Source organism: Cupriavidus sp. MP-37, assembly GCF_020618415.1.
In the GTDB taxonomy this organism is placed as follows: domain Bacteria; phylum Pseudomonadota; class Gammaproteobacteria; order Burkholderiales; family Burkholderiaceae; genus Cupriavidus.
Genome location: NZ_CP085345.1, coordinates 2331116 through 2354029, shown reverse-complemented (window position 1 = coordinate 2354029; position 22914 = coordinate 2331116). Strand labels below are relative to the sequence as shown.

The following is a 22914-nucleotide window of genomic DNA, read 5'->3' as shown; positions in this document are numbered from 1 at the left end:
CGGTCCACCGCTTTCCCGCGCCGCCACATCCGCATGGCGGCGCGGCACACCGTACACCAGCAACGGGGAGACAACCCATGAACGCCACGCCCGCAGCGCCATCGGTCCGGCCACCCGGCCCATCCTTCAACTTTGCCGCACACCTGCTCGACTGCAACGCCGGGCGCGCCGGCAAGGTCGCCTATCTCGACGACGACGGCCAGCTCACCTATGGCGAGCTCGATCTGCAGGTGCGGCGCCTGGCCGCGGCGCTGCTCGCTGCCGGCATCCGCCGCGAAGAGCGCGTGCTGCTGCTGATGCACGACTGCACCGACTGGCCGGTGTGCTTCCTCGGCGCGATGTACGCCGGCATCGTCCCGGTTGCCGTCAATACGCTGCTGACCGCCGACGACTACGCCTACATGCTGCGGCACAGCCGCGCGCAGGCCGTGCTGGTGTCGGCGGCGCTGGTGCCGGTGTTGCAGGACGCGCTGGCGCGTCCCGGGCATGAGGTGCGGCAGGTGCTGGTATCGCGCGCGCAGGCAGCGCTGCCCGACGGCATGGCCACGCTGGAGACGGCGCTTGCCGCGCAGCCGCCGCTGCAGGCGCCCGCCGCCACCGGCTGCGACGATCCCGGCTTCTGGCTCTACTCGTCGGGCTCGACCGGCCAGCCCAAGGGAGTGGTGCACAGCCACGGCAACCCGTACTGGACCGCGGCGCTCTATGCCGGGCCGGTGCTGGGCCTGAACGAGCAGGATGTGTGCTTCTCCGCGGCCAAGCTGTATTTTGCTTACGGGCTGGGCAATGGTCTGAGCTTTCCGCTCAGCGTCGGCGCCACGGTGGTACTGATGGCCGAGCGGCCCACGCCCGATGCCACGTTCCGGCGCTGGCTGCAGCACCAGCCGACGGTGTTCTTCGGCGCGCCGACCGGATACGCCGGCCTGCTCGCGTCGCCGGCGCTGCCTTCGCGCGCCGAGGTGGCGCTGCGGCTCTGCTCGTCGGCCGGCGAAGCGCTGCCGGCGGAGATCGGCGAGCGTTTCACCGCGCATTTCGGCTGCGAGATCATCGACGGCATCGGCTCCACCGAGATGCTGCATATCTTCCTGTCGAATCGTCCGGGGCAGGTGCGCTACGGCACCACCGGCTGGCCGGTGCCGGGCTACACCATCGAGCTGCGCGACGAAGACGGGCGTGCCGTGCCCGACGGCGAGATCGGCGACCTGTATATCCAGGGCCCCAGCGCCGCGATGATGTACTGGGCCAACCGCGAGAAGTCGCGCGAGACTTTCCGCGGCGGCTGGACCAAGAGCGGCGACAAGTACGTGCGCAACCCCGACGGCAGCTATCGCTACGCGGGGCGCAGCGACGACATGCTCAAGGTCAGCGGCATCTACGTGTCGCCGTTCGAGGTCGAGGCCACGCTGGTGCAGCACCCCGCGGTGCTCGAGGCCGCGGTGATCGGCGTGCCCGACCACGACGGGCTGCTCAAGACCAAGGCCTTCGTGGTGCTGAAGGCGGGCGCGCAGTTGCGCGAAGACGAGCTGAAGGCCTTCGTCAAGGAACGCCTGGCCGCCTACAAGTACCCGCGCGCGATCGCCTTCGTCGAGGCGCTGCCCAAGACCGCTACCGGCAAGATCCAGCGCTTCGTGCTGCGCGAACGAGAACTGCAGGCCGCCGCAGAGCGCGCCGCCGCGGTGGCGTGAACGGCAACGCCGTCCGCCGCCGCCATCCCCACCATCCCGGAGACAAAGCATGCGTCAGATCGATGTCCACCAGCTGGCCGACACGGCCCGCTTCAACCGCTTCCATGCGCTCATCCTGTTCTGGTGCGCGCTGATCATCATCTTCGACGGCTATGACCTCGCGGTGGCGGGAATCGCCCTGCCGTCGATCATGAAAGAAATGGGCGTGACCGCCACCAGTGCGGGCTTCATGGTCAGCTCGGCGCTGTTCGGCATGATGTTCGGCGCGATCTTCCTCGGCACCGTGGCCGACCGCATCGGGCGCCGGCGCGCCATTGCCATCTGCATCGCGCTGTTCAGCGTGTTCACCGCGGCGGCGGGCCTGACCAGCGACCCGGTCAGCTTCAGCGTCACGCGCTTCCTGGCAGGATTGGGCATCGGTGGCGTGATGCCGAACGTGGTGGCGCAGATGACCGAGTACTCGCCGCGCAAGCTGCGCGGCACGCTGGTGACGCTGATGTTCAGCGGCTATTCGGTCGGCGGCATGCTGGCCGCGCTGCTGGGCAAGGGGCTGATCGAAAGCTACGGCTGGCAGTCGGTATTCCTCGCCGCCGGCCTGCCGGTGGTGCTGATCCCGCTGGTGCTGCGCGCGCTGCCGGAGTCGATGCCCTACCTGATCCGCACCGGCCAGACCGCGACGCTGCAGGCGGTGGTGGCACGGCTCGCGCCGTCATATCGCCCGCAAGCCGGCGATACCTTCACGCTGCCCGCGGATGACAAGGCCGGCAGCGCACCCATCCGCCGCCTGTTCCAGGACGGCCGCGGCGTCAGCACGGTGATGTTCTGGGTGGCATTCTTCATGTGCCTGTTCATGGTCTATGCGCTCAGCTCGTGGCTGGCCAAGCTGATGGCGGGCGCGGGCTACAGCCTGGGCTCGGCGCTGACCTTCGTGCTGGTGCTGAACTTCGGCGCGATGCTCGGCGCCATCGGCGGCGGCTGGCTGGCCGACCGCCTGCCGATCAAGCACGTGCTGATCGGCATGTATGCGCTCGCGGCGGTGTCGATCACGCTGCTGGGCTATCCGATGCCCAGCGCCGCGCTGTTCGTGGTGGTGGGCCTGGCGGGCGCTTCCACCATCGGCACGCAGATCGTTACCTATGCCTACGCGGGCCAGTTCTACCCGATGGCGGTGCGCGGCACCGGCATCGGCTGGGCTTCCGGCGTGGGGCGCAGCGGCGCCATCCTGGCGCCGATCGTGATTGGCGTGCTGGTAGGAATGTCGCTACCGCTGCAGCAGAACTTCATGGCGATGGCGATCCCGGCGGTGATCGCGGTGGGGGCGGTGTCGATGATCAACCACCGGCGCTCGGCGTCGGCGCAGGCTGGGGTTGCTGCGCCGGTTCGCGGCGCTGTGCGGGAGGCCTGAGGGAAATTGCTTGTGCCAATTGGTTGCTCCCTCTCCCGCTTGCGGGAGAGGGTTGGGGTGAGGGCGGGCGTATCGACGAAGTGAACGTGTCGGCCTGCCAGTGCCTGCCCTCACCCCCTGCCCCTCTCCCGCGAGCGGGAGAGGGGAGCAAACAGGCAGCGTACCCGCCTGCACTGCTTACTTGCTGCCCTTCACCGTCGTATAAGCCGTAATCAGATTCCGATAATCCGGAATATGGTTCGAGAACAGCGTGCCCAGGCCTTCGATATCGTTGCGCCAGTCACGGTGCAGTTCGGCTGCCACGCCGAACCACGTCATCAATTGCGCGCCAGCGTCCGACATCCGTTGCCAGGCCGCGTTGCGCGTGATTTCGTTGAACGTGCCCGAGGCATCGGTCACGACGAACACGTCAAAGCCTTCTTCGATCGCCGACAGCGCCGGGAACGCCACGCACACCTCGGTGACCACGCCGGCGATCAGCAGTTGCTTCTTGCCGGTGGCGCGCACGGCGGCGACGAAGTCCTCGTTGTCCCAGGCGTTGATCTGGCCAGGGCGCGGAATGAACGGCGCATCCGGGAACATGGCCTTGAGCTCGGGCACCAGCGGTCCGTTCGGGCCATCTTCGAAGCTGGTAGTCAGCACCGTCGGCAGCTTGAAATACTTGGCCAGATCGGCCAGCGCAAGCACGTTGTTCTTGAACTTGTCGGGTTCGATGTCCCGCACCAGCGACAGCAGGCCGGCCTGGTGGTCGACCATCAGCACGGCAGCCTGGGTCTTGTCCAGACGCTTGTAGGGCTTACTCATGACGCGCTCCTGTGGAGAAATTGCGGGCGTGGCCAAGGGTCCCCGGCCACGCCCGTGTTGAAATGCAGTGCCTATAGGTTAGGACGTTAGCGCTGGGAGTCCAGCTGCTCGTGGTTCTTCTCGACCTCCTGCGCCTTCATGTAGCTCTCGATCAGCAACTGGTAGGCCGGGAAGATCTTGGTGTAGATCTCGGCCCATTGCTGCGCGTCCGCGCGGTTCCAGGTCTGCTGCAGCTCCGAGGCCACGGCGGCGGTGTCCATCGGCACCACGCCGGCCTGGACGATGCGCGCCAGCGTGATTTCCTGCGCCATCTTGGAATAGGTGCCCGAAGCGTCGACCACCGCAAACACCTTGTAGCCGTCGGCGACCGCGCTGATCGACGGGAACGCCATGCACACGCTGGTGATGGTGCCGGCGATGATCAGGGTCTTCTTGCCGGTCTCGCGCACGGCGGCGACAAAGTCGGGATTGTCCCAGGCGTTGATCTCGCCTTTGCGGGCGACGTATTTGGCATGCGGGGCGTTCTCGTGGATCTCGGGGATCAGCGGGCCGTTGGGGCCTTGCGGCACCGATGCGGTGGTGATGACCGGGAGCTTGGACAGCGTCGCCATCTTCGCCAGCGCGGCAGCGCGCAGGCGCAGTTCGGGCATCGGCATGTCGCCCACGGTCTGGAACAGGCCACTCTGGTGGTCGATCAGCAGCATTGCCGTATCGGCGGGATCGATGGCCGGACGCTTGCCGTTGAAATTGGCGGGTGTGGTCATTTGGCATTCTCCTTTGCAGTTGGCAAAACCGGCGGACCGGACCATCCGGAACCGACCGTGTTGCGAAAGCATAGGACTTGGCAAATCCGCCCGGTAGACCGGAAAATCTGCCTTCAGCGTCCTATTGGCAGGACGACAGGAGCCGCCTTTGCATACGGACCTCAATGACCTGTACTACTTCGCGCAGGTGGTCGACCACCAGGGCTTTGCCCCGGCCGGCCGCGTTCTGGGCATCCCCAAGTCCAAGCTCAGCCGGCGCGTGGCGCTGCTGGAGGAGCGCCTGGGGGTGCGCCTGATCCAGCGCTCGACGCGGCGTTTTTCGGTGACGGAGCTGGGGCAGACCTATTACGCCCACTGCAAGGCCATGCTGGTCGAGGCCGAGGCCGCCGAGAGCGCGATCGAGCAAAGCCGCGCCGAACCCAGCGGCCTGGTGCGCATGACCTGCCCGGTGGCCCTGCTGCATGCGCGCGTGGGCGAGATGGTGGCCGATTTCATGGCGGCCAATCCCAAGGTCATCGTGCACCTGGAAGCCACCAACCGGCGCGTCGACGTGGTCGCCGAGGGCATCGACCTGGCCGTGCGCGTGCGCGTGCCGCCGCTGGAAGACAGCGACCTGGTGATGCGGGTGCTGGCCCAGCGCGCCTGGAGCTTCGTCGCCAGTCCGGCGCTGCTTGCGGAGCACGGCCCCCTGCTGGCACCGGCGGACCTGAACGCCCTGCCGACGCTGGACCTGGGCCCGCCCCGGCCGTCGCACACGTGGTCGCTGTACGGGCCCGGCGGCGCCAGCGCCGATCTGCACCACAAGCCGCGGCTGGTCACCGACGACATGATCATGCTGCGCACCGCGGCGGTGGCCGGTGCCGGCATCGTGCAGCTGCCGGTGATGATGATGACCGAGGAGCTGCGCGATGGCCGTCTGGTCAAGGTGCTGCCGGAATGGTCGGTCAAGGGCGGCGTGATTCACGCCGTGTTTCCGTCACGGCGCGGGCTGCTGCCGTCGGTGCGCGAACTGATCGAGTTCCTGTCGCGCCGCTTCGCGCAGATTGAGGAGTCCTGAGCGCCGCGGCGCACCCGCGCCACGGGCAGCACCGGTCACGCCGGCAGGCTTGGCCCGGAAGTGGTATCATCCGGGATCCCATGTGCAGATCAGACCGGCAACGCCCGACTGCTGCGCATCTGCCGCAGTCCTCTGTCCACTGGAAGCACTTCAGCAGCGGCATACCAGGCGCAAACCCGGACCGATCCATCGATCCCCGGCGCGTCTTCGGGCCGGACGGCCCATCACCCTTTTCCGACCGGCGGCTGGTCCGCTCCGCAACGATCGCCCGTACCCGTGCACCCGGCACGCCGGCGTATCGGCTTGCGCAGGCATGGTCTACTTCACGCCAGATGCAACGCCCGTGCTGTCGCGCGGGCCAGACCCTGGCACATCGCAACGGCTGACGGCCACCAACGCGCCCCGCGCCGCATCGGCATGCCGATGCCCCGCGTCGCCCACGGCCGCGCCCATGAACAGGCAACACATTGAATCGAGTCAACCCTATCCAGCACAGCCCCTATACCGTTTCCGTCTACCCGATCCAGCAGGAACCCGGCCTCTGGTTCGCGACCTACATGATTGCGGAATACCGCAACGGCGCCGAACGCATCGTCGCCAACGTGGCCATGCGCCACGACACCCACCGCTCCGAAGCGCGCGCCAGGCAGGCGGCCCGCCGCGCCGGCGAACATGCCGCAGCCCGGCTGCGCCAGCAGTAAGCCGCGGTAATCCGCAGTGAGCCGCAGTGAGCCGCAGTGAGCCGCGGCCAGCCTCATCCCCCCGGTCCGCCGTCATCGGCTGGCCGCCACCACAGCACGCGCGCAAGCCGCGCGGCTACAGCAAGGAGCCTCCTTGGCAAAAGAAGAACTGGTCGAATTTGGCGGCAAGGTATCGGAAGTGCTGCCCGACAACCGCTTTCGCGTGATCCTGGAAAACGGTTTCGAAGTCTGGGCGTATTCGTCCGGGCGGCTGAAGAAAAACCGCATCCGGGTGCTCGCGGGCGATCGCGTCACGCTGGAGATGTCGCCCTACGACCTGACCAAGGGACGCATCAACTACCGGCACAAGTCGTAGCCGGACGCGTCCTGCGCCATGGCATGCGCCGCGGCGCGCGTGCCATCCCCCAACCCCTAATCCCTCAATCAAGGAGAACCGATCATGTCCGTCATCGAAGAATGGGAAGCCCTGCACCTGACGCCGGAAGGCTGGCAAGCGGGCAGCTACCGGCACGCGCCGTGGCAGCCCGTGGAAGTCGCGCCGCCGGCAGCGGGCGTGCTGACCGTCAGGCGCCACGTGACGGCAACCTATTGCGGGCCGTCGCGCGCGGTGGAAGACCGCACTCCGGAGATCACCGACATGGCGCTGATCGAAGCGCTGCTGGAGCGCCACGGCGACCCGGTGTTCCAGATCTGATTGCTGTTGCGCAAGGCCCGGCGCAACTGCGCGCCTGCGCCAGCTTTACCGCTATTCACGCCGGCGTGCCGGCACCTCAGCCAAGCACGCGCACATGCGGCCGGACCGTCCTGAGTCCGGCGCCAACCGTGCGTAGCTCGCCGCCCCATGGGGCCGCGCCTAGGTCCAGCACATAATCGCCCTCGCGCGCCTTGTCATGCAGCTGGTCGCGCACCACCTGGCCGATGGCCAGGCGGCACAGCGCCTCGCCGCTCGTGGCAAGCTCGCCCTGCAATGCGGCGGGGTCGGTCAGCACGCCGAACGAACGCCGCCCTATACCCACGAAACTGGTGAACAGCACGCCGGTAGGATGCTCGGCATCGATAAAGCAGACGGCGACGTGATAGGTGATGCCTTTGCCCTCGCCGGGCAACGTGCACAGAAAACCGGATGATCCCGTACGCATGTCCATGAACGGACTCCTTGCAGTCTGACGGATTGGGCCGCGCGCCTCCGGTTGCGCAACGCGCCGGCCTGGCCGGCACACTGCAAACACCGGCGCCTGCAGCGACGCCTAGAGCGACGCCACCGATTCGCCGGCAACCAGCCCGTTGATGATGTCCTCGCCGAACTGCAGCGCGCCGCGGCGCGCCGAGCCGATGTTCTCCCAGCGCGACTGGCCCACGGGAAACACGCGCGCATGGTCTTCGCCCGGGCGATAGCCCTCGCGACAAATCACGATGGAAGCCAGGAAACTGGTGTCGGGCCTGGTGCGCGGCCAGGCCTGCTGAGGCCGGTGGCGGTAAACCAGCGGGTACAGGTCAAAACCCTTGTAGCTGGCAAAGGGCGTGCTGCCGGGAACATTGTTGCCGGGACTGCGGCTGGGGCTGCTGTCGCTCACGACGGCTCCATGCGGCATCGTGCCGCGTTGATGGGGTAAGGCATCCAGGACCGGCGCCTGGGCTGCTCAGGATGCCGGCAAGCCGGACGATGATAGCGAAAGCCCTGGCACCGCGCCGTTGATGATGGCCTCGGCATAGCGCAACGCACCACGGCGTGCGCCGCCGACGTTGTCCCACGGCGTGGCTTCCAGGCGGAACGTGCGCGCCTGCGCGCCATCCGGCGACTCGCCTTCGAGGCAGATCACCACCGCCGCATCGAACGAGCGGTCCGGTCGCGGTTCCGGCCACACGCGCGTGATGGCGTGCTTGTACACCAGGGGGTAAAGGTCATACCCCTTGTAAGTCGCAGCTGGATAGATATCCATGGCAGTCTCCGCGGGATGGTGGTCTTGTGCCCCCACTCTACGCCTGTTGACGGCCGCGCAGTGGCTTTATTTCGCCATCGGCAGTCATCCTGCCGGCCAGAATAAAAAAGCTCCGCCGTGTGAACTGCACCCCAAAAGTTGGACACCAACTTTTGGGGTGTTTTCATGTATAGGTACACCGAGCAGTTCAGACTGTCGGTCATCAAGGAATATCTGCGCGGGCAGGTAGGAGCTGGTGCGCTTGCCAAGCGCCATGGAATAGACGACGGGACGGTGCGACGCTGGGTGGCAGCCTATCGGCTGCACGGTGAAGCCAGCCTGAGGCGCAGGTACAAGACCTACAGCGCCGAGTTCAAGCTCTCGGTGCTTGAGCGGATGCGCCGCCAAGGCTTGTCGCATCGGGAAGTGGCGGCACTGTACGACATTCGCAATATCGGCGCCATTGGTGTGTGGGAACGCCAGTATGATGCTGGGGGTTTAGAAGCTCTGACGCCTCGGCCTAAGGGGCGGCGGCCCAGCAAGATGCCACAACGGACTCCCAAGACAAAGCCATCGCGGTCTTCAGACGACCGTACGCGCACACGCGAGGAACTCCTTGAAGAGTTGAACTACCTGCGCATGGAGAACGCGTACCTAAAAAAGCTCGAAGCCTTGGTTCAAGCGAGCAAGACATCTGCGCAACCCAAAAGGCGCAAATAGTGCTTGAGCTGAGGCAGCAGTACCCATTGTCCGGTTTGCTGAGGGTGGCGGGGCTGGCGCGCAGCACCTTCTACTACCAGCAGGCAGTGCTCCAGGCGCAGGACAAGTATGCGGAGCTGAAAACGCGCATTCGCGAACTCTTCGCCCGACACATGGGTCGTTATGGCTACCGCCGCATCACAGCGGCGATCCGGCAAACCGGTACGGTCGTCAACCACAAGACGGTTCAGCGGCTCATGCACGAGATGGGATTGAAGTCGTTGGTCCGGCCGAAGAAATACCGATCCTACAAGGGCATGGTGGGTCGTGTCGCGCCCAACGTTCTGCAACGGCGATTCCACGCCAAACGCGCGAATCGGAAGTGGGTAACCGACGTGACCGAGTTCAACGTGGCCGGCGAGAAGCTCTACCTTTCCCCGGTGCTGGACCTGTACAACGGCGAGATCATCGCCTACGAGACTGCCCGCAGGCCCGCCTTTGAGATGGTGAGGAATATGCTGAAGAAGGCGTTCCGCCGCCTCGGCCCGAAGGATCGACCCGTACTGCATTCCGATCAGGGCTGGCAGTATCAGATGCCGGCCTATCAGCGAATGCTCAAAAAGCGCAGCGTCCGTCCCAGCATGTCGCGCAAGGGCAATTGTCTGGACAACGCCGCCATGGAAAGCTTCTTCGGCACCCTGAAGTCCGAATTCTTCTACCTGAACAAATTCGCCAGCGTCGAGAAACTACAGCAAGGCCTGGCCCAATACATTCACTACTACAATCACGACCGCATCAAACTCAAACTAAAAGGGCTGAGTCCCGTGAAGTACAGGACTCAGCCCTCTCAAGCCTAGCCAATCACTGTCCAACTTTTTGGGGTCAGTTCACGTGGCGGAGCTTTTTCTCATCGAACTGGCGCCGTGGCGCTCAGCTTAATGGGTGCGGTGCAATTCAGATCGGCTCGATCTTGGTCGCGGCCGGGCCCTTCTGGCCGACGCCGGCGACGTAACGCACCTTCTGGCCTTCTGCCAGCGACTTGAAGCCGCTGCCTTGAATTTCGGAGAAGTGCGCGAACAGGTCATTGCCGCCTGCATCAGGCGTAATGAAGCCAAAACCCTTCGAATCGTTGAACCACTTGACGGTACCGGTTTCCATGTTGGATTCCTCAATAATTGTTTCTCGCCCGACAAAAGCGTCGGCGAGGCATGACGATCAAGGAAGTAACTTGGAGAAAAAGTGGCGCCGTGTGGGCAAGCACCTGGACTTCGAGATTGCTGCTTGATTGATCCTGCATCCACCCTTATACAGGTCACCCCCCACCGTGTCAACGAACTTCGCCGAATCCCTCCGGAATCGCGGGCAAAGTGCGGGGTGAGGGTCTTGCCGTCCCGCACGCGGCATGCGTGCTACAGTGGCCCATCGAACGGAACACCACGGATGACACTCTGCACTGCCTGCCAGGCCATCGAACGCCATGTGCGCGGCGCCCCCGGGCATGCCGCGCTGCGCATCACCGACACCCGACGCATCAAGCCGCCGCGCTCGGCCGCCGTCACCATCAGCAGCTTCGTCTGCCAGGATTGCGGTGCCCTGTGGACTTACCGGGACCAGAAGAGCGGCCCGGAACAGGGCTGGGATCAACTCACGCCAACGCCGCCGCAATAGCAGCGCCCGCGGCGTAATAAAAAAGCCCCGGACCGAAGTCCGGGGTTCTTGCTCACAGCCGGCCCACAGGATGGGCCAACCGCGATCAGGCTGCGACCGAGGCCAGCGCGGCGTTCAGCGTCTGGCTCGGGCGCATCGCGGCGCTGAGCTTGGCGGCGTCCGGCTGGTAGTAGCCGCCGATGTCCACCGGCTGGCCCTGCACCGCGGCGAGTTCGCCCACGATCTTCTGCTCGTTGTCGGTCAGCGTCTTGGCCAGCGGCGCGAACTTGGCGGCCAGTTCGGCGTCGTCCGACTGCGCGGCCAGCTCCTGGGCCCAGTACATCGCCAGGTAGAACTGGCTGCCGCGGTTGTCCAGCTCGCCGGTCTTGGGCGACGGGCTCTTGTTGTTGTCGAGCAGCTTGCCGGTGGCGGCATCCAGCGTCTTGGCCAGGATCTTGGCACGCGCATTGCCGGTCTTGATGCCGACATCTTCCAGCGACACCGCCAGCGCCAAGAACTCGCCCAGCGAATCCCAGCGCAGGTGGTTTTCCTCGACCAGCTGCTTGACGTGCTTCGGCGCCGAGCCGCCGGCACCGGTTTCATACATGCCGCCACCGGCCATCAGCGGCACGATCGACAGCATCTTGGCGCTGGTGCCCAGTTCCATGATCGGGAACAGGTCGGTCAGGTAGTCGCGCAGGATGTTGCCGGTCACCGAGATGGTGTCGAGGCCGCGGATCACGCGCTCCAGCGTGTAGCGCATGGCGCGCACCTGCGACATGATCTGGATGTCGAGGCCGGTGGTGTCGTGGTCCTTCAGGTAGGTTTCTACCTTCTTGATCAGCTCGGCCTCGTGCGGACGGTACGGGTCCAGCCAGAACACCGCCGGCATGCCCGAGTTGCGCGCGCGCGTGACGGCCAGCTTGACCCAGTCGCGGATCGGCGCGTCCTTGACCTGGCACATGCGCCAGATGTCGCCCTGCTCGACGTTCTGCGTCAGCAGCACCTCACCGGTGGCCAGGTCGACGATGTTGGCGACGCCGTCTTCGGCGATCTCGAAGGTCTTGTCGTGCGAGCCGTATTCCTCGGCCTTCTGCGCCATCAGGCCGACGTTGGGCACGGTGCCCATGGTGGTCGGGTCGAAATTGCCGTTGGTCTTGCAGAAGTTGATGATCTCCTGGTAGATCCGGGCGAAGGTGCTTTCCGGGATCACCGCCTTGGTGTCCTTGGGCCGGCCGTCGGCGCCCCACATCTTGCCGCCGATGCGGATCATGGCCGGCATCGACGCATCGACGATCACGTCGTTGGGCGCGTGCAGGTTGGAGATGCCCTTGGCCGAATCCACCATCGCCAGTTCCGGGCGATGCTCGTGGCAGGCGTGCAGGTCGCGGATGATCTCTTCGCGCTTGGAGCTGGGCAGCGACTCGATCTTCTCGTACAGGTTGACCAGGCCGTTGTTGACGTTGACGCCCAGTTCGTCGAACAGCGCGCCGTGCTTGGCGAAGGCTTCCTTGTAGAAGATCTTGACGGCGTGGCCGAACACGATCGGGTGCGACACCTTCATCATGGTCGCCTTGACGTGCAGCGACAGCATCACGCCGGTCTTGCGCGCGTCTTCGAACTGCTCTTCATAGAAGGCGCACAGGGCCTTCTTGCTCATGAACATGCTGTCGATGATCTCGCCGTCCTGCAGCGACACCTTGGGCTTGAGCACGATGGTCTTGCCGCTCTTGGTGATCAGCTCCATCTTGACGTCGCGCGCGCGGTCCAGCGTCATCGACTTTTCGCCGTGATAGAAGTCGCCGTGCTTCATGTGCGCCACGTGCGTGCGCGAGGCCATGCTCCACTCGCCCATGCTGTGCGGGTGCTTGCGCGCGTAGTTCTTGACCGCGGCGGGGGCGCGGCGGTCGGAGTTGCCTTCGCGCAGGACCGGGTTCACGGCCGAGCCCAGGCACTTGGAATAGCGCTTCTGGATCGCCTTTTCTTCGTCGGTCTTGGGGTCTTCCGGATAGTCGGGCACCTTGTAGCCCTTGCCCTGCAGTTCGCGGATGGCGCTGACCAGCTGGTGCACCGACGCCGAGATGTTCGGCAGCTTGATGATGTTGGTGTCCGGCAGCTGCGTCAGCTTGCCCAGCTCGGCCAGGTTGTCCGGCACGCGCTGCGCTTCGGTCAGGAATTCGGGGAACTCGCCCAGGATACGGCCGGCCACCGAGATATCGCTGGTGGTCACGTTGATGCCGGCCGGCTTGGTGAAGGTCTGGATGATCGGGAGGAACGCACTGGTCGCCAGCAGCGGGGCTTCGTCGGTCAGCGTGTAGATGATGGTGGGTTGCTGGGTACTCATTGCTTCTCTCAGATCCTCTATCGGTGGGTGGGACTTCTGCCTGCCGGGTCACGGTCAGGGCAACAAACTAGGCGAAAAGTAGAATTTTGCCTCAGTTTGCTTTCAGGAATCTGAAAACCACCGCATCCGGGGCGGCAATCGGGCAGAAAATCGCGTTGGCGGCCGGCTGGTGGCGCCGGATGGCGGCCGTTGCACCTGAACGGTGCTGCCGGGGGCCGGTTTGGTGTCAACACCTGGCACTGACAATGTCGACCTTCGTCCACTCGACCGACGATGGCATCAGGCCACGGGGCAAGCATGACAGCGCATGACTTCGTGGAAACGCTGCCCTCTCCCCCGCCCCTCTCCCAGGGGGAGAGGGGAGAATGCCGGCGGCTTGCCGTCAGGCCGCCAGCCTGAACGTCGCCACCGCCTCCTTCAGCCGCTGCGCCTGCTCCTCCAGCGAACCCGCCGCCGCCGCGGCCTGTTCCACCAGCGCCGCGTTCTGCTGCGTCACCGTATCCATCTGCGTCACCGCCTGGTTCACCTGCTCGATGCCCGAGCTCTGCTCGGCCGACGCGGCGCTGATCTCGCCCATGATGTCGGTCACGCGCTTGACCGCGGCGACGATCTCTTCCATGGTCTGGCCCGACTGCGTCACCAGCATGGAGCCCTTTTCGACGCGGTCCACCGAATCGCCGATCAGTGCCTTGATCTCCTTGGCCGCGGTCGCGCTGCGCTGCGCCAGCGTGCGCACTTCGCCCGCCACCACCGCGAAGCCCCGGCCCTGCTCGCCGGCGCGCGCCGCTTCCACCGCGGCATTGAGCGCCAGGATATTGGTCTGGAACGCAATGCCCTCGATCACGGCGATGATGTCGACCACCTTCTTCGACGCGCCGTTGATCTCTTCCATGGTCTCGGCCACCTGGCCCGCGACTGCGCCGCCCTTGGCGGCGATATCCGAGGCGTTGACGGCGAGCGTGCTGGCCTGGCGCGCGTTGTCGGCGTTCTGGCGCACGATGCTGGTCAGCTCTTCCATGCTCGCCGCGGTCTGCTGCAGCGACGAGGCCTGTTCCTCGGTGCGCTGCGACAGGTCGGTGTTGCCGGCCGCGATCTGGCTGGTGCCTGACACGATCGATTCGGTGCCGGCGCGCACCTGGCGCACGATGCGCAGGATATTGGCGTTCATGTCCGCCAGCGCCTGCAGCAGCTGGCCGGTCTCGTCGCGGCTGTCGACATCGATGCGGCTGGTGAGGTCGCCCGATGCCACCGTGCGCGCCACCGCCACGGCGCGATGCAGCGGACGCGTGATGCCGCGGGTAAGCCAGAACGCGAAGGCGATGCCGATCCCCAGCACTACCACGCCCAGCGCGATCAGGCTGTTGCGCGCGTTGACGTAGATGGCGTTGATCTCGCGCGCGGTGGCATCGATGCTGGCGCGCTGGATGTCGAGCAGCTTCTGGATCTCGGCCAGGTAGGCGTCGCCGGCGGGCACGAACTCTTTCTCCAGCACCTGGTTGGCTTCCTCGGTCAGGCCTTCCTGCTTGAGCTTGGTGATCTTGTCGCGGCCGTTGTTGTACGGGTCGCGCACGCTCAGGATCTTCTGGAACGCGGCCTTTTCCTGCTCGGAGTTCAGCATCGGCTGCAGCTTGTCGCGCAGCTGCGCAATGCCTTCGATCGATGCCTTGGTTTCGGCGGCAAAGAACTGGCCCAGCGACGGGTCCGCACTGCGCGCCACCGCGGTGGTGCGGCGCACGCTGGTGTGCATCAGGCGGTACCAGTCGCTGACCAGCCGCTCCTTGGTCAGGGGCTGCTGCATCATGGCGTGCGTGCGTTCGGCCACTTGCTGCAGCCGCAGCATGCCCAAACCCGTCATCAGCGCCGCAAGCAGCAATACCACCCCAAAACCGATGCCGAGGCGAACCCCGATACCTAGATTCTTCATTTCTTCACCCTGATTAGCATTGGTCACGGCGAAGTGCTGCCACGCACGAAACGGCTCGGCGCAACGCTCTTCGCTCTCATCGTCCGCGGGCGGGCCGGGTCGGGCCGACGCACAGGCGGGCTATGGATGCCAACGGCAGGGGCGACGGTAACTTTAGGGTCTTCCTCGATTGACGGCCAGAAGTGTGCGGATACCGGCTATAGTGGACAGGATCCCGGCCAAAGGGCCAGCCATCCCCGCCGCCGGCCGACCTGCCAGTCCTTCCCCCAAGGAGATCCAGCATGGCCACGCCTCCCAATCCCTTTGCCGATTTCACCAGGATGATGGAACAGTTCCGCCTGCCGGGCGTGGACATGAGCGCGGTGATCGAAGCGCGCCGCAAGGACATCGAGGCCCTGACCGAGGCCAACCGTCTGGCCTATGAAGGCATGCAGGCCGTCATGAAGAAGCAGCAGGAGATCTTCGCCCAGACCATGCAGCAGCTGCAGGCGGCCGCGCAGCAGTACGGCACGGCGGGCAACCCGGCCGAAGCCATGGCCAGGCAGACTGAGTTCGTGCAACAACAATTGCACCAGGCGCTGGAAAATATGCGCGCGCTGGCCGAGACCGCGCAAAAGGCGCAAGCCGAGGCGCTTGCGGTAATCAGCAAGCGCGCCGAACAGAACGTGCAGGAGGCTGGCGAATTATTCCAGCCGAAACAGAAACCCCGCGGCTAGCGCTGCGCTGGCGGGACCTGGCCCACCGCTTCGACCAGGCGAGCATGCGCGGCCAGGTCCACCGGCCGGTGCTTGACCTTGGTACTGGCCGGGTCATTGCCCAGGTAGTTGCCGTTCTTCCAGTCCCGCGCCGGCCGCACCGGCCGCGGCGCGAAGCCGCCCCCGCAGTTCGGGCAGACATTGCCGAGCAGGTCGACACAACCCGCGCAGAAGGTGCATTCGTACGAGCAGATGCGCGCTTCGGTGGAATCCGGTGGCAGGGGCTTGTTGCAGTGTTCGCAGCCCGGTCTGAGTTCCAGCATGTCGCGTGGCTCCTTTTCTGGATGAGCGGTTCGGGACCGCCATCGTAGCCGGATTCCGCGCGGCCGGCATGGCGCCGGCCGCTGCTTCAGGTCAGATCACGCCTTGCGCCAGCATGGCGTCGGCCACCTTGACGAAGCCGGCGATATTCGCGCCTTCGACGTAGTTGATGTAGCCATCCGCCTTCTGGCCGTGGTGGATGCAGTTCTGGTGGATGTCCTTCATGATCGCGTGCAGCTTCTCGTCGACCTCGGCGTGGTGCCAGGACAGGCGCATCGCGTTCTGCGACATCTCCAGGCCCGAGGTGGCCACGCCGCCGGCGTTGCTGGCCTTGCCGGGCGCGTACAGGATTTTGGCATCGACAAAGCGGTCCACCGCCTCCAGCGTCGACGGCATGTTGGCGCCTTCGGCCACGCAGATCACGCCGTTGCCCAGCAGGGTCTCGGCGTCGTTGCCGTCGAGTTCGTTCTGCGTGGCGCACGGCAGCGCCACGTCGGCCGGCACGTGCCAGGGCGTGCGGCCGGCTTCGAAGGTCATGCCGTGGCGGGCGGCAAAGTCGGACAGGCGGCCGCGCTCTTCGTTCTTGAAGGCCATGACTTCGGCCAGCTGCTCGGTGGTCATGCCTTGCGGGTAGTGCAGCACGCCGCCGGAGTCGGACAGCGTCAGCACCTTGGCGCCCAGCTCGATCGCCTTCTCGGCCGCGTACTGCGCCACGTTGCCCGAGCCGGAGATCAGCACGCGCAGGCCGTCGAAGCCGCGCCCGCGACGGTGCAGCATTTCCTGCGCGAAGTAGACGGTGCCGTAGCCGGTCGCTTCCGGGCGCATCAGGCTGCCGCCGTAGGCCAGGCCCTTGCCGGTAAACACGCAGGCCGACTGGTTCGACAGCTTCTTCATCATGCCCGCCATAAAGCCGACTTCGCGCGCGCCCACGCCGATGTCGCCGGCCGGGATGTCGGTATCCGGGCCCAGGTGGCGGTACAGCTCGGTCACCAGCGCCTGGCAGAAGCGCATCACTTCAGCGTCGGACTTGCCCTTGGGATCGAAGTCCGAGCCGCCCTTGCCGCCGCCCATGGGCAGCGTGGTCAGCGCGTTCTTGAAGGTCTGCTCGAACCCCAGGAACTTCAGCACCGACAGGTTCACGGTCGGGTGGAAGCGCATGCCGCCCTTGTACGGGCCGATGGCGGAGCTGTGCTGCACGCGGAAGGCGCGGTTGACCTGGACCCGGTTCTGGTCGTCGGTCCATGCCACGCGGAACTGGATCACGCGCTCGGGCTCGACCAGCCGCTCGAGCAGGGCCTGGTCGGCGTAGCGCGGGTTGCGCTCGACGAACGGCCACAGCGTCATCATGACTTCCTTCACGGCCTGGAGGAATTCGGGTTGATTGGGGTCGCGGCGGGCAACCCCCGCCAGAAATGCTTCAAGGGAAGGAGAATTCACGGATGTCTCTTGCTGTGCTGGAGTGGCAGGATGCGGCAGCCTTGCCGGCTGGATGCCGGTCTGCGGTGCCGTCTGGCGTTGCGCCGATGGAAGGTGGGTCGCCTCCGGTTATCGGACGGGCACGGCTAGCCATGCCGGTCCGACAACCCAGCACTTTAGCACCGCCATGGGGCACACGACAGTCAAAACACCTGTGACAGCGGCGTCAAAGCCGCATTTTGGTGCGCGGCCGGGTGGATTTGCGTGCGATCAGCGGACATGGCGGCCGCCCGCCCGGGCCTGAGGCGGGGCCGTCAGGCGATCAGCAGCTTGTTGCCCCGCTCCTTCAGGGCGGCGCCGAGCTCAGGCTCCGGCGCCATGTCGGTAATCACCCAGGCCGCCAGTTCGGCATGCTTGATGGTGACGCCGGTGTTGCGGCCGAACTTGGTGTGGTCGGCGACCACGCAGGCCACGTCGGCGGCCAGCAGCATGCGGCTGCGCAGCTCCGCCGCGGCGCGCGAGAAATCGCAGATCTCGCCGCGCGGGGTGATGCCGCCGATGCCGATAAAGGCGAAGTCGGTGTGGTAGCGCGACAGCTGCTCGATGGTGTCCCAGCCGTGCGTGGCGTCTTCGTTGTCCTGCAGCTCGCCGCCCAGCACGATCACGCGGTTGCCGTTGCGCCGGCCCAGCAGCTGGGCGATGGCCAGGTCGTTGGTGTAGACCAGCAGGTTGTGGTGCCCGTGCAGCGCCTGCGCCACCGCATGCGTGGTGGTGCCGTAGTCCAGGATCAGCGAGGCGCCGTCGCGCACCAGCTCGGCCGCGCGCACGCCGATGGCGCGCTTGCCCTCGGCATTGACCTGCGCGCGGGTCTGGGTATCGGGCTCGGTGCGGTCCGGCGCCAGCGCGCCGCCGTGGGTCAGCACCAGCAACCCGCGCGTGGCCAGCGCGTTGAGGTCGCGCCGGATGGTCTCGCGCGACACGTCGAGCTCGCTCACCAGCGCGCTGATGGCCAGCGCGCCGGTCGCGGCGAGCTGGTCGAGGATGTATTTCTGCCGTTGTTCGGCGAGCACGGGGACTCCGGGAGGATCGGGGACTTGGGGGCTGATTCTAGCGCAGCGGGGTCGCCCCCAGCGAGCGTGCGCCCGACTGCCATAGCCTTTCCCATGACCGGCTGTGTACTCCCTCTCCCGCTTGCGGGAGAGATGGAATGAACACCGCCCATCTACCGCCAAGCCAGGCCGCGGCCTAGAAAACAAAGGGGCTCTCGCTTGACCGACGGCATCGATGTGCCAGAGTGAAAGTTCGATCCAACACTCAAGGTCGAGGAGAGCCCAAATGAATGCTATGACATATGGGCTGGACATTGCAAAGACAGTGTTCCAGATGTACTGGATAGACCCCATTACGGGGAAGCCCCAGAACCGGCGATTCAGCCGCACCGCGCTCATCGAATTCCTGTCCAATTGCCAGCCTGGGCAGATCGCACTGGAGGCCTGTGGCGGTGCCCACTGGTGGGCGCGCAAGATCCAGAGCCTTGGCCACGAAGTGGTGTTGCTCAACCCGGGTTACGTACGCGCCTTCGTGCGTACGAACAAGAACGACGCGGCGGACGCCCGAGCCATCTGGACTGCAGCCCGGCAACCCGACATGCCGGTCGTGTCGGTCAAGACCGAAGCGCAGCAGGCTGTGCTCTCGTTGCATCGTATACGGGACGGGCTGGTCAAGACGCGCACCCGGCAGAGCAACCAGATGCGCGGGCTGCTGGGCGAATATGGCCTGCACTTCCGCACGGGGCGGCTGGCCTTCCGGGCCGAGCTGCGCCAGCGCTGGGCTGAGGTCGCTCAGGTCGTACCGCCCTTGTTGATGCGCGCGCTGGAGCGGCAGGTCTGTGCGCTGCGCGAACTCGACGAACAGATCCAACTGGTTGAGCGTGACCTCCAGGAATGGCTGAGGTCTGATCCGGCCGCGCAGATCGTGGAGAAGATTCCCGGCGTCGGCCCCATTACCGCCACCGCCTTGGTCGCGACCATGGGCTGTGCCCAGGCCTTCCGCTCAGGCAGAGCCTTCGCTGCAAGCCTGGGACTGGTTCCCGCGCAGACCGGCACGGGCGGCAACGTACGGCTCGGTCACATCAGCAAGCGCGGCGACGCTTACGTGCGACGACAGTTGGTCAACGCCGGACGCACGATGCTCACGCGCACCAAACATCCGCCGGCCTGGGCACTGTCCATGCTGCAGCGGCGCCCCAAGAACGTGGTGGTCGTGGCGCTGGCCAACAAGATCGCCCGGACAGCCTGGGCATTAATGGCCCATGGGCGCCAATACGATCCCGGACATGTGAGCTTGCGCCCGGCCTGAGCCGGGGGGCATCACCTTCCCTTAACCAGCGCTTGATTAACCTTCACGGCTGCACAGGCAAGAAACAGCAATGACGAAACAGGTAGGACCGTGGGAACCCAAACCTGCCCCAACCCAAGCGGCTTACAAGCCCGTGGCGAGAGATTGAGGACGGTTCTCAGCAGCTTCCATTGTGGCCCGCGAGAACAAGTACTCGCTCCAGGCCGGATATAAGGCAGCAGCCCCATCCTGCGACGTCAAGCTGGTTCCAAAACCTTGCAACCGGGGCGGTGTTCATATAAGGGTTGGGGTGAGGGCGGGAGCGTCAACGAAGTGAAGGCCCGCGCTATCGCCAGCGCCCGCCCTCACCCCCGGCCCCTCTCCCGCGCGCGGGAGAGCGGAGCAAACCCGCAGCGGATTTCCGCCTCAACTCACCCCCACGGCAACGTAATCGTCTTCAAATTGGTAAAACTCTTCGCCGCCTCCTGCACCCCCTCCTTGTACCCCAGCCCCGAATCCTTGATGCCGCCGAACGGCGTCAGCTCGATCCGGTAGCCTGGCACTTCCCACAGGTTGACCGTGCCCACATGCAGCGAATTCGCGATCTTGGTGAACGCCTCGATATTGTTGGTGCACACCCCCGACGACAGCCCGAACGCGGTGCCGTTGGAAATGCGGATGGCATCGTCGACATCGCGGAAGGTGATGATGGGCGAAACCGGACCGAAGGTTTCCTCGCGCACCACCGTCATTGACGGGTCGACGCGGTCGATCACGGTGGGCGCATAGCTGGCGCCGTCGCGCTGGTTGCCGACCAGCAGCCGCGCGCCCTGCGCCACCGCCTCGTTGACGCGGGCCTCGAACAGCTGCGCGGCCTGCTCGTCGATGACGGTGCCCATGTCGACGCCGCGGTCCATCGGATCGCCGTACTTCCAGGCGCGGGTCTTCTCCACCACCAGTTCGGTAAAGCGCGCCGCCACGGCCTGGTGCACCAGCATGCGCTTGACCGCGGTGCAGCGCTGGCCGGAGTTCTTGTACGAGCCCTGCACCGCCAGGTCGGAGGCGCGGTCGAGGTCGGCGTCGTCGAGCACGATCAGCGGGTCGTTGCCGCCCAGCTCCAGCACCACGCGCTTGTAGCCGGCCTTGCTGGCGATGTACTTGCCGATCGCCACGCCGCCGGTAAAGGTGACCAGGTCCACCGCGGGATGCGTGATCAGCTCGTCGGCGATTTCGCGCGGGTCGCCGGTGACCACCTGGAACATCTGCGGCGGCAGGCCGGCTTCATACAGCAGGTCGGCCAGGTAGAACGCCGACAGCGGCACCTTCTCCGACGGCTTGAGCACCATGCGGTTGTTGGTGGCGATCGACGGCGCCACCTTGTGCGCGACCTGGTTCATCGGGTGGTTGAACGGCGTGATCGCGCTGATCACGCCCATCAGCGGCTCGCGCTGCGTCATCACGCGGCGCTTCTTGCCGTGCGGCGTCAGGTCGCACGAGAACAGCTGGCCGTCGTCGCGCAGCGCCTCGGTAGCGGCAAAGCCCAGCACGTCGGCGACGCGGCCGATCTCGTACAGCGAATCCTTCTTGGACAGGCCGGACTCGAGCGTGATCAGGTCCGACGCTTCCTCGGTGCGCTCGCGCAGCAGCGCCGCGGCGCGGTTCAGGATGGCGGCGCGCTCGTAACGCGTCAGCGTGGCGCGGTAGGCCTGGCCGACTTCGAAGGCGCGGCGCACGTCGTCGAGCGTGGCCTTCGGGACGGTGCCCACCAGCGACCCGTCGAACGGATTGCGCACTTCGATGACGCGCTCGCGCACGATCTTCTGGCCGTCGATGCGCAGGGCCTCGGCGCGGAAATGGGGGCTGACGGCGCGAGCGGGAAATTGGGGGGCGTTCATGGGTCTCCTCCGGGTAGATGCGTTCAGTGCAGGTGGTTCAGCGCGACATCGAAGATGTCGAAATTGCGCAGCACGGCCTTGCCGGGAATGCCGGCGGTGGCGCGGTTGAACACCAGCGGCACGGTCTGCTCCGACACGCCGCCGTGCGAGCGCAGCGGCGCGTCCAGGCCGGACAGGTCATGGCGGCTGCGGCTGGTGCCCAGCACCACGTGCTTGTCGCTGGTGACCACGAGGTCGCCGACGCGGTCGGGCGGCAGCTCGAAGCGCGCGCAGGCCTCGGCATTGGTCAGCACGCTCTCGACGCCTTGCAGGTCGGACAGGCGCGCCTGGATCGCGGCGGCGTCGGCATCGTCGGGCAGGTAGATGGTGGCGTAGGAGCCCAGCGCGCCGTGGTGGACCACGTACGGATCGGTGATCGGCAGGATCACGCGCGCGCCGCCTGCGTCCACGCCACGCCCCAGCCACGCGTCCAGGTGGTCCTGCAGGTAGATCACGTTGGGCGCCTTGGTCGCCTCGTCATGCTTGGCGTTCATGCCGTGGTCGGCGGTCAGGGCCACCACGCAGCCGAGTTCGTCCAGCCGCGCCAGGTACTTGTCCATCATCGCGTAGAAAGCGTTGGCGCCGTCCGAGCCGGGGGCGAACTTGTGCTGGATATAGTCGGTGGTGGACAGGTACATCAGGTCCGGGCGGCGCGTTTCCATCAGGCGCACGCCGGCGGCAAAAACGAATTCGGACAGTTCGGCGCTGTACACGTCGGGCACCGGCATGCCCACCAGCTCGAGCACGCCGTCGATGCCGTTCTCCGCCAGCGTGGCCTGGTCGGCCTTCTCCGACGAGAAGCAGATGCCCCGCATGCCATGGCCCAGCAGCCGGCGCAGCTTGTCCTTGGCGGTGACCACGGCGACGCTGGCGCCGGCGTCGGCAAAGGCGGCCAGGATGGTGCCGGCGCGCAGGTACTTGGGGTCGTTCATCATCACTTCCTCGCCACGCCCGCCGTTGGCGCTGCGGTCGAAGAAGTAGTTGCCGCAGATGCCGTGCACCGCCGGCGGCGCGCCGCAGACGATGGAAAGGTTGTTGGGGTTGGTGAAGGTGGGCACCACGCAGGCGCCGCGGAAGGCGGAACCGGCCTCCAGCAGCCGCTTCAGGTACGGCGCGCGGCCGCTGGCGGCGGCGGCTTCCAGGTAATCGAACTCGCAGCCGTCGACGCAGACCACCACGACGGGCTGCTGCATCCAGCGATAGGTGCGATGGTTGACGGTAATGGTGCGGGCATTGGTATCGGGCATGGTCGGTTCCTGTGCGGG

The 22914-nt window shown here is 66.0% G+C and carries 23 protein-coding genes; 10 read left to right on the top strand and 13 right to left on the bottom strand.

Features of this window, described 5'->3' with window-relative positions:
* Nucleotides 1-77 precede the first annotated feature (77 nt).
* Nucleotides 78-1682 carry a benzoate-CoA ligase family protein gene (locus LIN44_RS26935; protein ID WP_227315282.1) on the top strand — a complete coding sequence of 535 codons (1605 nt, stop codon included), beginning with the start codon at nt 78-80 and terminating at the stop codon, nt 1680-1682.
* Between the two features lie 49 nt (nt 1683-1731).
* The gene (locus tag LIN44_RS26930) at nt 1732-3087 is read left to right on the top strand and encodes an MFS transporter (RefSeq protein WP_227315281.1); all 1356 of its coding nucleotides are present in this window, start codon (nt 1732-1734) and stop codon (nt 3085-3087) included.
* A 177-nt stretch (nt 3088-3264) separates the two neighbouring features.
* Here the strand turns inward: LIN44_RS26930 and ycaC are convergent, their stop codons facing one another.
* Together ycaC and LIN44_RS26920 are read right to left on the bottom strand one after the other, a co-directional pair.
* Nucleotides 3265-3891 carry an isochorismate family cysteine hydrolase YcaC gene (ycaC, locus tag LIN44_RS26925; RefSeq protein ID WP_227315280.1) on the bottom strand — a complete coding sequence of 209 codons (627 nt, stop codon included), beginning with the start codon at nt 3889-3891 and terminating at the stop codon, nt 3265-3267.
* An 86-nt stretch (nt 3892-3977) separates the two neighbouring features.
* The gene (locus LIN44_RS26920) at nt 3978-4655 is read right to left on the bottom strand and encodes a hydrolase (protein ID WP_227315279.1); all 678 of its coding nucleotides are present in this window, start codon (nt 4653-4655) and stop codon (nt 3978-3980) included.
* A gap of 148 nt (nt 4656-4803) precedes the next feature.
* Here LIN44_RS26920 and LIN44_RS26915 point away from each other — a divergent pair, with 148 nt between their 5' ends.
* From LIN44_RS26915 to LIN44_RS26900, 4 genes are all read left to right on the top strand, one after another.
* Nucleotides 4804-5712 (top strand): LysR family transcriptional regulator, encoded by a 909-nt coding sequence (locus LIN44_RS26915; RefSeq protein WP_227315278.1) that lies wholly within the window; start codon nt 4804-4806, stop codon nt 5710-5712.
* 467 nt (nt 5713-6179) lie between these two features.
* Complete coding sequence (locus LIN44_RS26910) at nt 6180-6413, top strand: isochorismatase (RefSeq protein ID WP_370641704.1); 234 nt, start codon at nt 6180-6182, stop codon at nt 6411-6413.
* 133 nt (nt 6414-6546) lie between these two features.
* The gene (infA, locus tag LIN44_RS26905; RefSeq protein WP_008646230.1) at nt 6547-6768 is read left to right on the top strand and encodes a translation initiation factor IF-1; all 222 of its coding nucleotides are present in this window, start codon (nt 6547-6549) and stop codon (nt 6766-6768) included.
* 84 nt (nt 6769-6852) lie between these two features.
* Nucleotides 6853-7107, top strand: coding sequence for a translation initiation factor 1 (locus LIN44_RS26900; RefSeq protein WP_227315277.1), 255 nt, complete (start codon nt 6853-6855; stop codon nt 7105-7107).
* A 76-nt stretch (nt 7108-7183) separates the two neighbouring features.
* On the opposite strand, the gene LIN44_RS26895 is transcribed toward LIN44_RS26900, so the two are convergent.
* The 3 genes from LIN44_RS26895 to LIN44_RS26885 all read right to left on the bottom strand — a co-directional run bounded on the left by LIN44_RS26895 (nt 7184) and on the right by LIN44_RS26885 (nt 8353).
* On the bottom strand, nt 7184-7558 hold the full coding sequence (locus LIN44_RS26895) for a hypothetical protein (protein WP_227315276.1): 375 nt from the start codon (nt 7556-7558) through the stop codon (nt 7184-7186).
* A 102-nt stretch (nt 7559-7660) separates the two neighbouring features.
* On the bottom strand, nt 7661-7987 hold the full coding sequence (locus LIN44_RS26890) for a hypothetical protein (protein WP_227315275.1): 327 nt from the start codon (nt 7985-7987) through the stop codon (nt 7661-7663).
* Nucleotides 7988-8053: 66 nt separating this feature from the next.
* A complete protein-coding gene (locus tag LIN44_RS26885; protein WP_227315274.1) occupies nt 8054-8353 on the bottom strand; it encodes a hypothetical protein in 300 nt (99 codons plus the stop codon).
* A 165-nt stretch (nt 8354-8518) separates the two neighbouring features.
* Here LIN44_RS26885 and LIN44_RS26880 point away from each other — a divergent pair.
* A protein-coding gene (locus LIN44_RS26880) for an IS3 family transposase (RefSeq protein ID WP_227314337.1) occupies nt 8519-9888 on the top strand; the annotation gives its coding sequence in 2 pieces (ribosomal slippage) (nt 8519-9002 and nt 9002-9888; 1371 coding nt in all).
* A 97-nt stretch (nt 9889-9985) separates the two neighbouring features.
* On the opposite strand, the gene LIN44_RS26875 is transcribed toward LIN44_RS26880, so the two are convergent.
* The gene (locus tag LIN44_RS26875) at nt 9986-10189 is read right to left on the bottom strand and encodes a cold-shock protein (protein ID WP_012356438.1); all 204 of its coding nucleotides are present in this window, start codon (nt 10187-10189) and stop codon (nt 9986-9988) included.
* A gap of 282 nt (nt 10190-10471) precedes the next feature.
* Here LIN44_RS26875 and LIN44_RS26870 point away from each other — a divergent pair, with 282 nt between their 5' ends.
* Nucleotides 10472-10699, top strand: a complete 228-nt coding sequence (locus tag LIN44_RS26870; protein ID WP_227315273.1) for a hypothetical protein — start codon at nt 10472-10474, stop codon at nt 10697-10699.
* 85 nt (nt 10700-10784) lie between these two features.
* Here the strand turns inward: LIN44_RS26870 and LIN44_RS26865 are convergent, their stop codons facing one another.
* Nucleotides 10785-13022, bottom strand: a complete 2238-nt coding sequence (locus LIN44_RS26865) for an NADP-dependent isocitrate dehydrogenase (protein ID WP_227315272.1) — start codon at nt 13020-13022, stop codon at nt 10785-10787.
* Nucleotides 13023-13404: 382 nt separating this feature from the next.
* The gene (locus tag LIN44_RS26860; RefSeq protein ID WP_227315271.1) at nt 13405-14946 is read right to left on the bottom strand and encodes a methyl-accepting chemotaxis protein; all 1542 of its coding nucleotides are present in this window, start codon (nt 14944-14946) and stop codon (nt 13405-13407) included.
* 281 nt (nt 14947-15227) lie between these two features.
* Here LIN44_RS26860 and LIN44_RS26855 point away from each other — a divergent pair, with 281 nt between their 5' ends.
* Nucleotides 15228-15662, top strand: coding sequence for a phasin family protein (locus LIN44_RS26855; protein ID WP_227315270.1), 435 nt, complete (start codon nt 15228-15230; stop codon nt 15660-15662).
* Here the strand turns inward: LIN44_RS26855 and LIN44_RS26850 are convergent.
* The 3 genes from LIN44_RS26850 to LIN44_RS26840 all read right to left on the bottom strand — a co-directional run bounded on the left by LIN44_RS26850 (nt 15659) and on the right by LIN44_RS26840 (nt 18448).
* Nucleotides 15659-15964: a DUF1272 domain-containing protein gene (locus LIN44_RS26850; protein ID WP_227315269.1), complete on the bottom strand. Its 306-nt coding sequence runs from the start codon at nt 15962-15964 to the stop codon at nt 15659-15661. The genes LIN44_RS26855 and LIN44_RS26850 overlap by 4 nt on opposite strands.
* Before the next feature lie 91 nt (nt 15965-16055).
* Complete coding sequence (gdhA, locus tag LIN44_RS26845) at nt 16056-17399, bottom strand: NADP-specific glutamate dehydrogenase (RefSeq protein WP_227315268.1); 1344 nt, start codon at nt 17397-17399, stop codon at nt 16056-16058.
* A 293-nt stretch (nt 17400-17692) separates the two neighbouring features.
* Entirely contained in the window at nt 17693-18448 is a 756-nt protein-coding gene (locus tag LIN44_RS26840; RefSeq protein ID WP_227315267.1) for a DeoR/GlpR family DNA-binding transcription regulator, read from the bottom strand.
* A 265-nt stretch (nt 18449-18713) separates the two neighbouring features.
* Between LIN44_RS26840 and LIN44_RS26835 the strand changes: the two genes are divergently transcribed.
* Nucleotides 18714-19736 (top strand): IS110 family transposase, encoded by a 1023-nt coding sequence (locus LIN44_RS26835; protein WP_227312327.1) that lies wholly within the window; start codon nt 18714-18716, stop codon nt 19734-19736.
* 410 nt (nt 19737-20146) lie between these two features.
* On the opposite strand, the gene phnY is transcribed toward LIN44_RS26835, so the two are convergent.
* Both phnY and phnA read right to left on the bottom strand, forming a co-directional pair.
* Nucleotides 20147-21610, bottom strand: coding sequence for a phosphonoacetaldehyde dehydrogenase (gene phnY / locus LIN44_RS26830; protein WP_227315266.1), 1464 nt, complete (start codon nt 21608-21610; stop codon nt 20147-20149).
* A 23-nt stretch (nt 21611-21633) separates the two neighbouring features.
* The gene (gene phnA, locus LIN44_RS26825; protein ID WP_227315265.1) at nt 21634-22896 is read right to left on the bottom strand and encodes a phosphonoacetate hydrolase; all 1263 of its coding nucleotides are present in this window, start codon (nt 22894-22896) and stop codon (nt 21634-21636) included.
* Nucleotides 22897-22914: the final 18 nt, after the last annotated feature.

What these genes read in the sequence shown, in the direction of transcription:
- LIN44_RS26935 (WP_227315282.1), top strand. Translation starts at nt 78, where the DNA reads ATGAACGCCACGCCCGCAGCGCCATCGGTCCGGCCACCCGGCCCATCC.
- LIN44_RS26930 (WP_227315281.1), top strand. Translation starts at nt 1,732, where the DNA reads ATGCGTCAGATCGATGTCCACCAGCTGGCCGACACGGCCCGCTTCAAC.
- ycaC (WP_227315280.1), bottom strand. Translation starts at nt 3,891, where the DNA reads ATGAGTAAGCCCTACAAGCGTCTGGACAAGACCCAGGCTGCCGTGCTG.
- LIN44_RS26920 (WP_227315279.1), bottom strand. Translation starts at nt 4,655, where the DNA reads ATGACCACACCCGCCAATTTCAACGGCAAGCGTCCGGCCATCGATCCC.
- LIN44_RS26900 (WP_227315277.1), top strand. Translation starts at nt 6,853, where the DNA reads ATGTCCGTCATCGAAGAATGGGAAGCCCTGCACCTGACGCCGGAAGGC.
- LIN44_RS26895 (WP_227315276.1), bottom strand. Translation starts at nt 7,558, where the DNA reads ATGGACATGCGTACGGGATCATCCGGTTTTCTGTGCACGTTGCCCGGC.
- LIN44_RS26885 (WP_227315274.1), bottom strand. Translation starts at nt 8,353, where the DNA reads ATGGATATCTATCCAGCTGCGACTTACAAGGGGTATGACCTTTACCCC.
- LIN44_RS26875 (WP_012356438.1), bottom strand. Translation starts at nt 10,189, where the DNA reads ATGGAAACCGGTACCGTCAAGTGGTTCAACGATTCGAAGGGTTTTGGC.
- LIN44_RS26870 (WP_227315273.1), top strand. Translation starts at nt 10,472, where the DNA reads ATGACACTCTGCACTGCCTGCCAGGCCATCGAACGCCATGTGCGCGGC.
- LIN44_RS26865 (WP_227315272.1), bottom strand. Translation starts at nt 13,022, where the DNA reads ATGAGTACCCAGCAACCCACCATCATCTACACGCTGACCGACGAAGCC.
- LIN44_RS26860 (WP_227315271.1), bottom strand. Translation starts at nt 14,946, where the DNA reads ATGAAGAATCTAGGTATCGGGGTTCGCCTCGGCATCGGTTTTGGGGTG.
- LIN44_RS26855 (WP_227315270.1), top strand. Translation starts at nt 15,228, where the DNA reads ATGGCCACGCCTCCCAATCCCTTTGCCGATTTCACCAGGATGATGGAA.
- LIN44_RS26850 (WP_227315269.1), bottom strand. Translation starts at nt 15,964, where the DNA reads ATGCTGGAACTCAGACCGGGCTGCGAACACTGCAACAAGCCCCTGCCA.
- LIN44_RS26835 (WP_227312327.1), top strand. Translation starts at nt 18,714, where the DNA reads ATGAATGCTATGACATATGGGCTGGACATTGCAAAGACAGTGTTCCAG.
- phnY (WP_227315266.1), bottom strand. Translation starts at nt 21,610, where the DNA reads ATGAACGCCCCCCAATTTCCCGCTCGCGCCGTCAGCCCCCATTTCCGC.
- phnA (WP_227315265.1), bottom strand. Translation starts at nt 22,896, where the DNA reads ATGCCCGATACCAATGCCCGCACCATTACCGTCAACCATCGCACCTAT.